The 14198-nt window shown below is 61.0% G+C and carries 13 protein-coding genes; 8 read left to right on the plus strand and 5 right to left on the minus strand.

The genetic code is table 11. The features are described 5' to 3' along the window. Position 1: 1 nt before the first annotated feature. On the plus strand, positions 2-1969 hold the full coding sequence (locus INHI_RS0103640) for a peptidoglycan -binding protein (protein ID WP_027246771.1): 1968 nt from the start codon (positions 2-4) through the stop codon (positions 1967-1969). Positions 1970-1979: 10 nt separating this feature from the next. Here INHI_RS0103640 and INHI_RS0103645 read toward each other — a convergent pair whose 3' ends face one another. From INHI_RS0103645 to gloB, 4 genes are all read right to left on the minus strand, one after another. After that, complete coding sequence (locus INHI_RS0103645; RefSeq protein WP_027246772.1) at positions 1980-2564, minus strand: DUF2087 domain-containing protein; 585 nt, start codon at positions 2562-2564, stop codon at positions 1980-1982. Between the two features lie 200 nt (positions 2565-2764). Further along, the gene (locus INHI_RS0103650) at positions 2765-3730 is read right to left on the minus strand and encodes a M23 family metallopeptidase (protein WP_027246773.1); all 966 of its coding nucleotides are present in this window, start codon (positions 3728-3730) and stop codon (positions 2765-2767) included. Positions 3731-3736: 6 nt separating this feature from the next. After that, positions 3737-6058, minus strand: a complete 2322-nt coding sequence (gene clpA / locus INHI_RS0103655; protein ID WP_027246774.1) for an ATP-dependent Clp protease ATP-binding subunit ClpA — start codon at positions 6056-6058, stop codon at positions 3737-3739. Positions 6059-6240: 182 nt separating this feature from the next. Then, positions 6241-7014: a hydroxyacylglutathione hydrolase gene (gene gloB / locus INHI_RS0103660; RefSeq protein ID WP_027246775.1), complete on the minus strand. Its 774-nt coding sequence runs from the start codon at positions 7012-7014 to the stop codon at positions 6241-6243. 65 nt (positions 7015-7079) lie between these two features. Here gloB and INHI_RS0103665 point away from each other — a divergent pair, with 65 nt between their 5' ends. The 7 genes from INHI_RS0103665 to INHI_RS0103695 all read left to right on the plus strand — a co-directional run bounded on the left by INHI_RS0103665 (position 7080) and on the right by INHI_RS0103695 (position 13730). Further along, positions 7080-7826 (plus strand): class I SAM-dependent methyltransferase, encoded by a 747-nt coding sequence (locus INHI_RS0103665; RefSeq protein WP_014880758.1) that lies wholly within the window; start codon positions 7080-7082, stop codon positions 7824-7826. A gap of 553 nt (positions 7827-8379) precedes the next feature. Further along, positions 8380-8940 carry a F0F1 ATP synthase subunit delta gene (locus tag INHI_RS0103670; protein WP_014875416.1) on the plus strand — a complete coding sequence of 187 codons (561 nt, stop codon included), beginning with the start codon at positions 8380-8382 and terminating at the stop codon, positions 8938-8940. Next, a complete protein-coding gene (gene atpA, locus INHI_RS0103675) occupies positions 8941-10479 on the plus strand; it encodes a F0F1 ATP synthase subunit alpha (protein ID WP_014875415.1) in 1539 nt (512 codons plus the stop codon). It begins immediately after the preceding gene. 14 nt (positions 10480-10493) lie between these two features. Continuing rightward, positions 10494-11375 (plus strand): F0F1 ATP synthase subunit gamma, encoded by an 882-nt coding sequence (locus INHI_RS0103680; RefSeq protein ID WP_014875414.1) that lies wholly within the window; start codon positions 10494-10496, stop codon positions 11373-11375. A gap of 20 nt (positions 11376-11395) precedes the next feature. Then, on the plus strand, positions 11396-12820 hold the full coding sequence (gene atpD, locus INHI_RS0103685; RefSeq protein ID WP_014875413.1) for a F0F1 ATP synthase subunit beta: 1425 nt from the start codon (positions 11396-11398) through the stop codon (positions 12818-12820). 11 nt (positions 12821-12831) lie between these two features. Beyond that, positions 12832-13245 carry a F0F1 ATP synthase subunit epsilon gene (locus INHI_RS0103690; protein WP_014875412.1) on the plus strand — a complete coding sequence of 138 codons (414 nt, stop codon included), beginning with the start codon at positions 12832-12834 and terminating at the stop codon, positions 13243-13245. A 134-nt stretch (positions 13246-13379) separates the two neighbouring features. After that, on the plus strand, positions 13380-13730 hold the full coding sequence (locus INHI_RS0103695) for an H-type lectin domain-containing protein (protein WP_027246776.1): 351 nt from the start codon (positions 13380-13382) through the stop codon (positions 13728-13730). Positions 13731-13736: 6 nt separating this feature from the next. On the opposite strand, the gene INHI_RS0103700 is transcribed toward INHI_RS0103695, so the two are convergent. Then, positions 13737-14114: a GFA family protein gene (locus INHI_RS0103700; RefSeq protein ID WP_027246777.1), complete on the minus strand. Its 378-nt coding sequence runs from the start codon at positions 14112-14114 to the stop codon at positions 13737-13739. Positions 14115-14198 lie beyond the last annotated feature (84 nt).

Genomic DNA, 14198 nt, shown 5'->3' on the forward strand with positions numbered 1-14198 from the left:
CATGGCCCTGTCACGTCGCACCGGACAGCGTTTTCAGGCCTCAATCTGGCCGGGATTTGTGGATGCGATGACCGGGTTGCTGCTGGTCCTGATGTTCCTCCTGACCATTTTCATGGTGGTCCAATTTGTCCTGCGGGAGACGATTTCCGGGCAGGAAAGCCAGCTGGATGAGCTGGCAGCGGAGGTGGGGGCGCTGGCCGATGCGCTGGGCCTCGAAGAGCGAGCGAACAGCCAGTTACAGGCCCGGCTCGGTGCGCTGTCGGCCACGCTTGGGACCACCCAGGGTGCGTTGGAAACTGCGGAAGCAGAGCTTGCAGTAGCGCAGGGCGAGATCAGTGATTTTGAGGCACAGGTCGCCCAGTTGCTGCTGCAACAGCAGGAAGCCAACGCCACCATCAGTGATCTGACCGCGCAGCGCGCGGCGTTGCAGGCGGCGCAGAGCGATCTGGAAGGAGAGCGGGACGCGCTGTCGCAGGCTCTTGCGGTCAGTCGCGATGAAATCGATGCCCAGACTGAGGTCGCGCGCCTTGCCGCAGCCAGGCGGGAGGCACTGGAAGCGCTTGTCGCCGATCTCGAAGGGCAGGCGTCTGAGGCAACCGCAGCAGTCTCGCAGTTGGAAGCTGACCTAACCGACGCTGAGGCGGCGCGGCTTGCCGAGGCGGCTGCCGCGGAGGCGCTGCGTGATCGGCTGAAGACGGCAGACGCGGAATTAACGGCGATGACACTGGCGCTGGAAGAACAGCGTCAGGCCGCTGAAGATACGCTGACTTTGCTGGCGGCGGCGGAAACCGCCAAGGGGCAACTGGATGCGCAGCTGGCGGACGTGCTGGAGGCGCTGGATGTCGCAAAGGCCGCAAACGCGGACCGCGACGCATTGGCCGAGCGTCTCACGCGTGTTCTGGCGCAGTTGGAAACCACGCAGACCAGCGCCGATGCACAGGTCGCCGCCTTGCAGGCAGAGCTGGATCAGTTGCGTGAGAGCCGGGACGCGGCAAAATCCGAGCTGGAAAATACATCAGCAGCGCAGGCCGAGACAGAACAGCGTCTGCTGGACGCTTTGTCTCAGCTGGAGCAGGCTAGTGCCGCCGCCGCCGACCGGGAGGTGCTGCAACAACGTCTGCTGGCAGCGCTGACGGAGGGCGAAGAGCGGGCTGTGGAAACCGCAGAGCTGGCCAGCCTCGCCGAACAGCGTGCAGCCCTGCTGGCGCAGGCCCGTGCGAGCCTCAGTACGGAGCAGGCGGTTTCGGAGGAAGCGCAGCGACAGACGGCACTGCTGAACCAGCAGGTTGCGGCCCTGCGAGAGCAGCTCGGCGGGTTGCAGACGCTGCTGGATGACTACAAGGCCCGTGACGCCGCACAATCGGTGCAGATGCAGAACCTCGGCCAGGATCTGAATGCCGCACTGGCGCGGGCCGCCGCAGAGGAACGCCGCCGCCGTCTGCTTGAAGAGAGCGAGCGCAAGCGACTGGAAACCGAAGCAGAGCAGCTGAGCAGCAAGGCCCAGGATCTGGAGCAATACCGGTCGGAATTCTTCGGCCGCCTGCGAGATGTTCTGGGCAATCAGGAGGGGGTCCGGATTGAGGGGGACCGCTTTGTCTTTGCCTCTGAGGTATTGTTTGCTCCTGGGAGCGCAGATCTGTCACCGGCCGGACGGGCGGAAATTGGCAAGGTCGCCGGTATCCTGCAGGCTGTTGCGGCGGCGATCCCGCCTGAGATCAACTGGATCATCCGTGTGGATGGTCACACCGATGACACACCGCTTGGTATCCATCCGAAATTTGCCGACAACTGGGAGCTAAGCCAGGGCCGCGCCTTGTCGGTTGTACGCTACATGGTGCAGGCGCTGGGCATTCCGCCCGAGCGCCTGTCTGCCAATGGGTTTGGTGAGTATCAGCCGGTGAACCCTGCGCCGACGGCGGTGGCCCGGGCGCAGAACCGGCGGATTGAGCTGAAGTTCACCGAGCGCTGACGGGGCTGTATTATCGCTTTGGCGGTCTGCTCACTGGTCCGGCAGCTGTTGGATCAGGCCGTTGTTTGCGCCGTGCCGACAGGCGGGAGATCAGCGTTTTGGCCTCAGTCGGTGGTTCCTGCTCAATCCGCCTGTAGTTGCTGCCATCCCGCTGACGCGTCAGCAGTCCACAGGAAATCATCGTCCGCCGCAGGGTCGCGGGATCCTTGAAATCATGTTCGGCCAGCAGGATCCTGTTCACCTCCGCCTCGCTTAGCAATGTGTCAGTCGGGAATACCGCCCACAGACCAAAGAGCGCCAGCGTCTGCACCCCTCGCCGGGAGGGCCAGCGCAGCAGTCGTCCTGAAGCGTCAAATTGGGTGAGTGTGCGTTCAATCAGCCGGTGGTCAGCGGGGGCGGCCGTGTTGGCCTGCGCCAAACGTCCGGCAGCGGCCTGAACGGCGCGCTGGTGTTGCAGGTTCTGAAATCCGGCGGCGCGTGCCAGCATATTCATCAGCGTCAGATGGGGCGGGCTGGCCTCCCCCAATTGACGGGCCAGAGCACGGGAGAAATGCGACAGGTCATCGACCTGTAAGGGGAGAGATTTGCGGGTCATATTGCATCCAATTGGCGCCCGTCCTGGTCGTTGGTCGCTGGCTTAACGACGCGGCGCCATCTGCAATGGAAACCGTTCGATTGGATGGCAGGTTTAGCTCTCCCTTGCAGGAGCAGCGACGCCTCGGTGTCTGCCGACCGTGGCCATAGACTAGCGCGTCACCAAGGCGAGGCCAAGAGGGCTTTGCCATGGCCCTCCCTCTATTCGACGGTCATGTCCTGCCGGTGGTCATCAATGACCTCTCCGTCACGCAGCAGCGTCGCAGTGGCGGTGTAGCGACCGGGTTGCAGCCCGGCACCGTGGATCCGTTTGCCGGCCGCGCGAAACAATTGTGCTTGGGTCTTTTCCAGCCGTTCAGTCTGCTCCAGAACGGGGCCATCCGGCCCGTCGATCCGCAGCATCAGCTGATCACCACTGCGCGAGCCGAAGGCATAGGCCCAGAACACCACTGCGCCTGATCCGGCGGGCAGAGGGGCCTGATCCGCTGTTCCGGCCTTGATGGCGGCGAATTTTGGGACATGATCGGCAAACCCACTGCCGAGAAAGCCGCCGGCCTGATAGGTGATGTCGTCCGCCCAGAGCGGCGCGCCTATGTCTGTGCCGCAGTTTTGCTCCATGCGGGGGCCAAACGGATCAACAGTTTTGCCATCCTTGCGCACTGAGAGGTGCAGATGCGGGAACTGGGTGTTGCCGGAAAGGCCGATCTCCCCCAGGGGGGTGCCTGCGGTGACCCTGTCGCCCGATTGCACAAGAATGGAGCCGCGTTTCATATGGCAGTATTGGGTTTCCCAACCTTCGCCATGGCGCAGCAGAACCCCGTTGCCGCATTCGCGCCCCTTAATGGCTGGATCGCCGGGGCCGGTGGAATAGCGATCTTCCATCCCGTCGCGGCTGCCGACCACGGTGCCATCCGCCGCGGCAAAGACAGTGACGCCGGCCTCCATGTCGCTGAGATAGGGCAGGGCGATATCCGTACCCTTGTGGCCGTCATAGGTGAGGGGATTGCAGGTGAAATCCTGTGTCGCCGGTCCGATGGCGCGGTCGACATATTGCTGGATCTGGCAGCTGTCGCCGAGGGTGCAATCGACCGGCCAGTCCAGAACGAGATCGCTCGCCGCGACGGGCGCGGCGAGCGAGGAGAGAAATGCCAGGGGCAGAAGACGCATTGGCTGTTACTCGGCCGTAAGCAGCGGCGGCCTGTCCCCCGAGATACGAGGCTTGGCCGGGCCTTCGATCCTGAGATCCAATTTGCCATCCTTGATGCCGACCTTGACCAGGCCCCCCTTGGAGAGTTTGCCAAACAGCAGCTCTTCCGCCAGCGGTTTCTTGATGTGCTCCTGAATGACACGGCCCAGAGGACGCGCGCCCATGCGGTCGTCGTAGCCTTTGTCAGCCAGCCATTCTGCCGCCTTGCGGGTGAGTTCGATCGAGACATTGCGGTCCATCAGCTGGGCTTCCAGTTGCAGGACAAATTTCTCGACCACCTGCAGGATCACATCCTTTGGCAGCGGTGCAAAGGAGATCACCGCGTCCAGACGGTTGCGGAACTCCGGGGTGAACGTGCGTTCGATGGCGGCTGTATCCTCGCCTTCGCGGCGGTCACGACCAAAGCCGATGGCGGCCTTTGCCTGCTCGGATGCGCCGGCATTCGAGGTCATGATCAGCACGACATTGCGGAAGTTCACGGTGCGGCCGTTGTGATCGGTCAGCTGGCCATTATCCATGACCTGCAACAGGATGTTGAACACATCCGGGTGCGCCTTCTCGATTTCATCCAGCAGCAGCACGCAGTGGGGATGCTGGTCAACACCATCGGTCAACAGCCCGCCCTGATCAAAACCGACATAGCCCGGAGGCGCGCCGATCAGGCGGGAAACCGCGTGTTTCTCCATATATTCCGACATGTCGAACCGCAGCAATTCCACGCCGAGCGTATCGGCGAGCTGTTTGGCCACTTCTGTTTTGCCGACACCGGTGGGGCCTGCAAAAAGATAGTTGCCAATGGGTTTTTCTGGCTCGCGCAGGCCCGCCCGCGCCAGTTTGATGGCGCTGGACAGGGCGTCGATCGCGGCGTCCTGACCAAACACCACACGTTTCAGCGAGCGTTCCAGATCCTTCAGCACTTCGGCGTCGTCCTTGGAGACATTCTTCGGCGGGATACGGGCGATCTTGGCGACAACCGCTTCGATCTCCTTCACACCGATGGTTTTGCGGCGTTTGCTTTCGACCACCAGATGCTGTGCGGCACCGGCCTCGTCGATGACGTCAATCGCCTTGTCCGGCAGTTTGCGATCATTGATGTAGCGGGCGGAGAGCTCCACCGCAGATTTGATCGCATCGCTGGTAAAGCGGATGCCGTGATGGTCCTCGAAATAGGGTTTCAGCCCTTTCAGGATCTCGATGGAATCCTCAACCGACGGTTCATTCACATCAATTTTCTGGAACCGGCGGGACAGCGCGCGGTCCTTCTCGAAGTGCTGTCGGAACTCCTTGTAGGTGGTGGAGCCCATGGTGCGCAGCTTGCCGCCCTGAAGCGCGGGCTTCAGCAGGTTGGAGGCATCCATCGCCCCGCCGGAGGTCGCCCCGGCGCCGATCACAGTGTGGATCTCATCGATGAACAGCACCGCGTCGGGGTGATCCTCCAGCTCGGTCACCACAGCTTTCAGACGTTCCTCAAAGTCACCGCGATAGCGGGTGCCTGCCAGCAGCGCGCCCATGTCGAGCGAGTAGATGGTGGTTTCCGACAGGACCTCAGGGGTTTCACCGGCGACAATCTTGCGTGCCAGACCTTCGGCGATGGCGGTTTTGCCAACGCCGGGATCGCCGACAAGAAGCGGATTGTTTTTGCGACGGCGGCACAGCACCTGAATGCAGCGCTCAACCTCGTGGCTGCGTCCGATCAGCGGATCAATGTCGCCCTCGCGTGATTTCTCATTGAGATCGACGCAGTATTTCGCCAGCGCGCTCTCTTTCTTGTCACCCTCGGTGGTAGGCTGGGGCTCATCCTCGACCTCCGGGGAGCCGGAGACCGGGCGGGATTCACCGAAGGCCGGATCCTTGGCCACGCCGTGAGCGATGAAATTCACCGCATCATAGCGGGTCATGTCCTGATCCTGCAGGAAGTAGGCCGCGTCGCTCTCACGCTCTGCGAAGATGGCCACCAGAACATTGGCGCCCGTGACTTCGGTACGGCCGGAGCTTTGAACGTGGATGGCCGCGCGTTGGATCACGCGCTGGAAGGCAGCGGTGGGAACCGCTTCTGAGCCGTCGATATCAGTGACCAGATTGGCGAGATCCTCATCGACAAATTCAACAAGGGTCGCGCGCAACTCGGTGAGGTCCACGCTGCAGGCGCGCATGACGCGCGCCGCCTCAGGCTCGTCCAGCAGGGCAAGCAGCAGGTGTTCCAGGGTTGCAAATTCATGACGCCGTTCGTTTGCCAGCGCAAGCGCGGCGTGAATGGCCTGTTCCAAAGTGCTCGAGAATGAAGGCACGGGCGTGCTCCTCTTGGTCTTGGGTTGGCGGTGAGGCTGCGGGACGGATGCCTAGCCTTCCACAGTCCAACCATGTCCTGATAGTATTAGAGTTTGGTTGATACGTGCCCGGCTTCAAGTTCTTTCTTGCAATTTCTTGTCACATTTATCGTGACTGTGCCGTGAAAAGGGGCCTGGCGCGGTCAAAACTTGTCCTTTCGCGCCCGGATTTCGGCAAACACCTCCGCAGCGGAGGCCCCCGTCATGCCAACCGCCTGTTTGAGGCTGTCGAGATGGGCCCGCAGGAAAGGGTTGGTGTCCAGCTCCTCCTGCAACTGCGAGGGCACGGTTGCTTCTCCTTTGGCACGGGCGGCATCGATGGCTTTGCAGCGGTGTTGCAGCGCGGCGTTGTCCGGCTCGATCGTAAGTGCGAAACGGGCATTGGACTGGGTGTATTCATGGCCGGAATAGACCGTTGTTTCTCCCGGCAGGGCTGAGAGTTTCTGCAGACTCTGCCACATCTGGTCCGGTGTCCCCTCAAACAAGCGACCACATCCCAGCGCCATCAGGCTGTCAGCGGTGAAGACTGCGGCTGCGCTGGGAATGTGAAAGGCGATATGTCCGATCGTATGTCCGGAAACATCCAGCACGCTGACTTCCTCGTCTAGGCAGGTGAAGCTGTCGCCTTCTGCCACTGCCAGATCCAGATCGGGCAGGCGGTGGACATCGGCGCTGGCACCGATGACCTGCGGATCATAGGCCGTTCGCAGATCCGCGACGCCGTCGATATGGTCCCAGTGATGATGCGTTAGCAGGATCTGGTCCAGCCCCCATCCGCGCCGCTCCAGTTCGGATCGGATGGCCGCGGCTTCTGGGGCATCCACAAGCGCAGTGCGACCGGTTTCGGCATTGTGCAGCAAAAAGGCATAGTTGTCGGAGAGACAAGGCAGGGTAACGATCTCAAGGGGCATGGTCATTCGCTTCTCGATAGGTAAACTGACGGCGACTGGCCTCAGATTGGCCCAAGCAACGGACGCCCGCAATGCATCTTGATGTTCAGGATCTGAGGAATTTCTATTATCGCAGCACCCTGGGGCGGGCGGCGCAGGCGTCGATCCGTGGGCGGCTGCTGGAGTTGTGGCCCGAAGCCGCAGGGCAAACGGTTGCCGGTTTTGGCTTTGCCGCGCCGTTGCTGCGCCCCTATCTGGCCGAGGCGCGACGGGTGATTGCGCTGATGCCGGGACCACAGGGGGTGATGCAGTGGCCTGCGGGAATGCCCAATGTCTCGGTTCTCTGTGCGGAGACCGCCTGGCCGATTGAAACCGGGCATGTGGATCGGCTGGTGCTGCTGCACGGGCTTGAGACCTCGGACCGGCCGTCGCATCTTCTGGAGGAATGCTGGCGGGTGCTTGGTCCCGGCGGGCGGGCCGTCTTTGTGGTGCCCAACCGTGCCGGTCTCTGGGCGCGCTCGGATGTGACGCCGTTCGGGTTTGGGCGGCCCTATACGCTGAGCCAGGTGGAAAATCAGCTGCGCCTGCATCAGTTCACCGTGGAGCGGCATTCTGCGGCGCTCTACCTGCCGCCCAGTCAGCGCCGGTTCTGGCTGAAGTCTGGCCCATTGTTCGAACGTATGGGGGACCGGTTGCCGGCGATGCTGGGGGGCGGAGTGTTTTTGGTCGAGGTTAGCAAACAGGTGCATTCTCAACGTGGTGAGATGACCCGGCTGCGCCCGCCCAGTCCGATCCGGGTTCTGGAAGGGCTGTCCAACCCGCTTCCAGAACCGGCCTGAGCCTGCGCGATGTCTCGGACGTGATCACCTTGGCCGGTTTTTGCCCCGGTTGACGGTGGGTCGTCAGCGCAGGACGCTGCGTCGCGGGTGCCCTGGGCTGGACAGACGGCGCAAAATCGGGCGGCCTCAAATAGGCAGGTCTTAATCTCGGCGCTGTGGGTGAGGTGACGTGACGGGAGCCCGCCCCGAGCGGTTGGCGGCTTGATTCCCCGCTGATGGTTCAAAATCGCGCTTTCAGCGCTCATTTTCGACGGTTTGGAGGTTTTTTCACCTGCAAGGCGCGTTTTTTGCTGATTTGGAATCGCAAAATTGACCCCTAAAGTTGGTTTTTTTGACGCATGTTCTGTCGTTTCATCGGGTGTTATCGTCTAATCGTTTGAAAACGCTTGGAACTTCCTTTTTCGCCTTGCCGTCCAAGGCAGTTGATAGGTTGCCAACGCTCTGCTACATCCACGCTGATTTTGACGCCCCACCAAATTGTGGGGAGACCTCACGCCCCCGGACGCCGCCTGCACTAGGTCAGCCAACCGGGGCCAATATCGGAAGGGTGGACGTGTCCGAACCAGCTTCGATCTCCGCAGGCATTGCCGCGCGCTATGCCACCGCGATCTTTGAGATCGCCGAAGAGAGCAAGGCGCTTGATAGCCTTGAAACCAGCATCAATGATCTGTCTGCCGCTTTGGCGGATAGCGAAGATCTCCGCGACCTGATCACGTCACCCCTGGTGTCGCGTCAGGAGCAGGGAACAGCGATCACCGCAATTGCCAAGAAAATGGGCCTGGACCCGGTTTTGAGCAATGCGCTGACGCTGATGGCCGAAAAGCGCCGCCTGTTTGTGGTGCCTGCGCTGCTTGACGCCCTGCGCGTACGCCTGGCTGAAACCCGTGGTGAGATTACCGCCGATGTCACATCGGCCAAGGCGCTGACCAAGACCCAGAGCGAAAAACTGGCCAAGACTTTGGCCGAGCGCACTGGCAAGAAGGTCGTGATCAATGCAACCGTCGATGAAAGCATCATTGGCGGTCTCGTCGTTAAAGTGGGCTCGAAGATGATCGACAACTCGATCCGCTCCAAGCTCAACTCCCTACAGAACGCAATGAAAGAGGTCGGATAAATGGGTATCCAAGCAGCAGAGATTTCTGCGATCCTGAAAGACCAGATCAAGAATTTTGGTCAAGAAGCTGAGGTGGCAGAGATTGGCCGCGTGCTGTCCGTTGGTGACGGTATCGCCCGTGTGTACGGTCTCGACAATGTCCAGGCCGGCGAGATGGTCGAATTCCCCGGCGGCATCATGGGCATGGCGCTGAACCTCGAAGCCGACAATGTCGGTATCGTTATCTTCGGCTCCGACCGTGACATCAAAGAAGGTGACACCGTCAAGCGCACCAACTCCATCGTGGACGTTCCCGCTGGCCCCGAGCTGCTGGGCCGCGTTGTCGATGGTCTGGGCAACCCGCTGGATGGCAAAGGCCCGATCAACGCCAAGGAGCGCAAGGTTGCTGACGTAAAAGCACCGGGCATCATCCCGCGTAAATCGGTTCACGAGCCGATGGCAACCGGCCTCAAGTCCGTTGACGCGATGATCCCGATCGGCCGTGGCCAGCGAGAGCTGATCATTGGTGACCGTCAGACCGGTAAAACTGCCGTTGCTCTGGACGCGATCCTGAACCAGAAAGTCTACAATGACGCCGCTGGTGATGATGAGTCCAAGAAACTGTACTGTGTTTATGTTGCGATCGGCCAGAAGCGCTCGACCGTGGCTCAGCTGGTGAAAAAGCTGGAAGAAACCGGTGCGATGGAATACTCGATCGTGGTTGCCGCAACCGCGTCCGAACCGGCTCCTATGCAGTTCCTGGCGCCTTACGCCGCGACCGCGATGGCCGAGTACTTCCGCGACAGCGGCAAGCACGCGCTGATCGTTTATGATGACCTCTCCAAGCAGGCCGTGGCTTACCGCCAGATGTCCCTGCTGCTGCGTCGTCCGCCGGGCCGTGAAGCCTATCCTGGTGACGTTTTCTACCTGCACTCCCGTCTGCTGGAGCGTTCCGCAAAGCTGAACGAAGAATTCGGTGCAGGCTCGCTGACCGCGCTGCCCGTGATCGAAACCCAGGGGGGCGATGTATCCGCGTTTATTCCGACCAACGTGATCTCGATCACCGACGGTCAGATCTTCCTGGAAACCGAACTGTTCTATCAGGGCATCCGTCCTGCTGTGAACACCGGTCTGTCAGTGTCGCGTGTGGGTTCCTCGGCGCAGACCAATGCAATGAAATCCGTTGCTGGTCCGGTTAAGCTGGAACTGGCGCAGTACCGCGAAATGGCAGCCTTTGCACAGTTCGGCTCCGATTTGGACGCCGCGACCCAGCAGCTGCTGAACCGTGGTGCCCGCCTGACCGAGCTGATGAAACAGCCGCAGTACGCACCGCTGACGAACGCCGAGATCGTTTGTGTGATCTTTGCAGGTACCAACGGTTACCTCGACAAAGTCGACGTGAAAGCAGTCGGCCGTTACGAGGCTGGCCTGCTGGCGCATCTGCGCAGCAAGCATCAGGACCTGCTTGACTGGATCACCACCGAAGATCCGAAGATCAAGGGTGACGCAGCCGACAAGATCAAAGCAGCTCTGGACGCGTTCGCAGCTGACTTCGCTTAAGGGGGGATCAGGCGTTGCCTAACCTTAAAGACCTTAAAAACAGGATCGCGTCGGTCAAGTCGACCCGCAAGATCACCAAGGCCATGCAGATGGTCGCGGCTGCAAAACTGCGCCGCGCCCAAGAGGCTGCCGAGGATGCGCGTCCCTACGCCGAACGGTTCAACGCCGTTATGGCCGGGCTGGCCGCATCTGTTGGTGGCAGCGATTCTGCACCCAAACTGCTTGCAGGCACCGGTAGCGACCAGGTTCATCTCCTGGTCGTGCTGACCGCCGAACGCGGGCTTTGCGGGGGCTTCAATTCCAATATCGCCAAGCTGGCGCGGGCCAAGGCCCAGGCGCTGGTCGCGGCGGGCAAGACTGTCAAGATCCTGACGGTCGGCAAAAAAGGCCGGGACGCAATGAAACGCGACCTTGGCGACTATTTTGTCGGCCACGTGGATCTGAGCGAAGTCAAACGCCTTGGCTACGCCAACGCGCAGGACATCGCAAAGGATGTTCTGGCCCGCTTCGACGCCGGGGATTTCGATGTTGCTACGCTCTTCTACGCGAAGTTCGTGAACGTTGTGACCCAGGTGCCGACTGCCCAGCAGGTGATCCCGGCGTCCTTTGATGCCAAGGAAGACGACGCTGCGACCAGCTCTGCCGTCTACGACTACGAGCCCAGCGAAGAAGCCATTCTGGCCGATCTGCTGCCGCGCGGTGTCGCAACGCAGATCTTTGCAGCGCTGCTGGAAAACGGGGCCTCCGAACAGGGTGCCCGGATGAGCGCGATGGACAACGCCACCCGCAACGCGGGCGAGATGATCGACAAGCTGACCATCGAGTTCAACCGCTCGCGTCAGGCCGTGATCACCAACGAGCTGATTGAAATTATTTCGGGCGCTGAGGCGCTCTAAAAGAAAACCGGAGACGAAACATGGCAAATGCAAAAGGCAAGGTGACCCAGATCATCGGCGCCGTTGTGGACGTGCAATTCGACGGCCACCTGCCGGCGATCTTGAACGCGCTGACCACCGACAACAATGGCAAGACACTGGTTCTGGAAGTTGCCCAGCACCTGGGTGAAAACACTGTCCGTACCATCGCGATGGACGCGACCGAAGGTCTGGTTCGTGGTCAGGCCGTCGCTGACACCGACGCACCGATCTCGATCCCCGTCGGCAACGCAACCTTGGGCCGGATCCTGAACGTTGTGGGTGAGCCCGTTGACGAACAGGGCCCTGTTGTGGCTGCGGAAACCCGCGCCATTCACCAGCCCGCGCCCGAGTTCAGCGACCAGTCCACCGAATCCGAAGTGCTGGTTACCGGCATCAAGGTGATCGACCTGCTGGCCCCCTACGCCAAGGGTGGTAAAATTGGTCTGTTCGGCGGCGCCGGCGTTGGCAAAACCGTTCTCATCATGGAACTGATCAACAACATCGCAAAAGTGCACTCGGGCTTCTCCGTGTTCGCGGGTGTTGGTGAGCGGACCCGTGAGGGCAACGACCTCTACCACGAGATGATCGAATCCAACGTTATCAAACCCGATAACCTGGAAGAGTCGCAGGTTGCTCTGGTCTATGGCCAGATGAACGAGCCTCCGGGTGCGCGTGCCCGTGTTGCTCTGACCGGTCTGACCCTGGCGGAACAGTTCCGTGACCAGTCCGGTACCGACGTTCTGTTCTTCGTCGACAACATCTTCCGCTTCACTCAGGCGGGTTCCGAGGTTTCGGCTCTGCTTGGCCGTATCCCTTCCGCTGTCGGCTACCAGCCGACACTGGCCACCGACATGGGTGCGATGCAGGAACGCATTACCTCCACCAAGAACGGTTCGATCACCTCGATCCAGGCTGTGTATGTTCCCGCGGACGACCTTACCGACCCGGCACCGGCAACCACCTTTGCCCACCTGGACGCGACCACCGTTCTTAACCGTTCGATCTCGGAACTGGGTATCTACCCGGCTGTTGACCCGCTCGACTCCACTTCGCGTCTGATGGACCCGTCCATCGTTGGCGAAGAGCACTATGCCGTGGCGTCCGATGTTCAGCAGATCCTCCAGCGCTACAAGTCGCTGCAGGACATCATCGCGATCCTTGGCATGGACGAACTGTCCGAAGAGGACAAGCTGACCGTGACCCGCGCACGTAAGATCCAGCGCTTCCTGTCCCAGCCGTTCGACGTTGCAAAGGTCTTCACCGGCGCAGACGGCAAGCAGGTTCCGCTTGAGGACACCATCAAGTCGTTCAAGGCCGTTGTGGCCGGCGAATACGATCACCTGCCTGAAGGCGCTTTCTACATGGTTGGCGGCATTGATGAAGTGATCGCAAAAGCCGAAAAAATGGCTGCTGACGCGGCCTAAGGAGGGCCCTGATGGCTGATACGATGCAATTCGACCTCGTGAGCCCGGAGCGCCGCCTGGCGTCGCTCCCGGTGACCGCGGTAATGATCCCCGGCGCGGAAGGCGACATGACGGCTATGGCCAATCATGCGCCGACCATCACCACGCTGCGTCCGGGTGTCCTGCGGGTCGAAAGCCCGCAAGGCACATCGGAATATCTGGTCACCGGTGGCTTTGCTGAAATCGGCGCTGACGGTCTGTCTGTCCTTGCTGAGAAGGCAATCCCCATGGACCAGCTGACACGCGCGCAACTGGACGAGCTGATTGAAGAGGCCCGCACGACCTACAAGACCGTGCAGGACACCGATCAACCGCATGGTCTCGTTGAGGATGCGGCCAAGCTGCTCGCCGATATGGAAGCCCTGGGCACCCATATGAGCCTCTGACCTGTCAGAACCATGGCACAAGAAATTGAACCGGCCCCTTGCGGGCCGGTTTTGTTTTTTGGCACTCTTGCGGCGTAGATAATGCAAAGAGCAAAAAAACAGGCCGGGCGCAGTCCCGGGGGCAGGCACGCAGTATGAAACGGGTACACAGCCCCAGGCTTGGGGTGGATCAGGGGGATATTGAGGTTTTCTCGGAGTTCGAGAACGGCGGCCCCATGTGGACGGGGGCCGGCCCGCGTGAGCGTCGTCGCAGCGTGCGGTTTTCCGAACCCTTTGCCGAGCTGCCTGTGGTGCATCTTTCCAGTTCGCTGATGGACATCGATTCCGGGGCCGCGCTCCGGGCTGAACTGGTCGCCGATACCATCACGACAGAGGGGTTTGATGTGGTGTTTCGCACCTGGAACGACAGCCGTATCGCGCGCATCCGCGCCTCCTGGCTGGCGATTGGCAGCTTGCCCTTTGCGGATGATTGGGACGTGCTTTAGACGGCTCTAGTCGCCGTCTCTGTCCCTTTCGTAACAGGCTGTGTCCGTGAACTGTGGTAACCAGTGCTCGCGGCGGCGGCACCAGACCTCATAGTCAGGCGTCAGGCCGTCTGTGTTGTCCAGGCTACCCAGATGCACCTCGATTTCATCCCCGGATTGGGCAAAGACTGACGACCCGCAAGTGCTGCAGAAAGAGCGGCCCTGATATTGGTGTGGGCTGCCTTCAATGCGTACCGCCTGCTTGGGAAAGATCGCGGCGGCATAAAACAATGCCCCGTGGTGTCTGCGGCAGTCCCGGCAATGGCAGATGCCAACCCTGAGCGGCGGACCAGATGTGGTGATCCTGACGGCCCCGCACAGGCAGCCACCCTGATAGTGTTTCATGCTGCTCTCTCCGGCTTTGGGATATGTGGCAGCCTAGCAATTCTACCGGTGCGATGACAGGGCAGGGGGTGCCACGAAAAACCC

The organism is Phaeobacter inhibens DSM 16374 (assembly GCF_000473105.1).
Classification (GTDB): Bacteria; Pseudomonadota; Alphaproteobacteria; order Rhodobacterales; family Rhodobacteraceae; genus Phaeobacter; species Phaeobacter inhibens.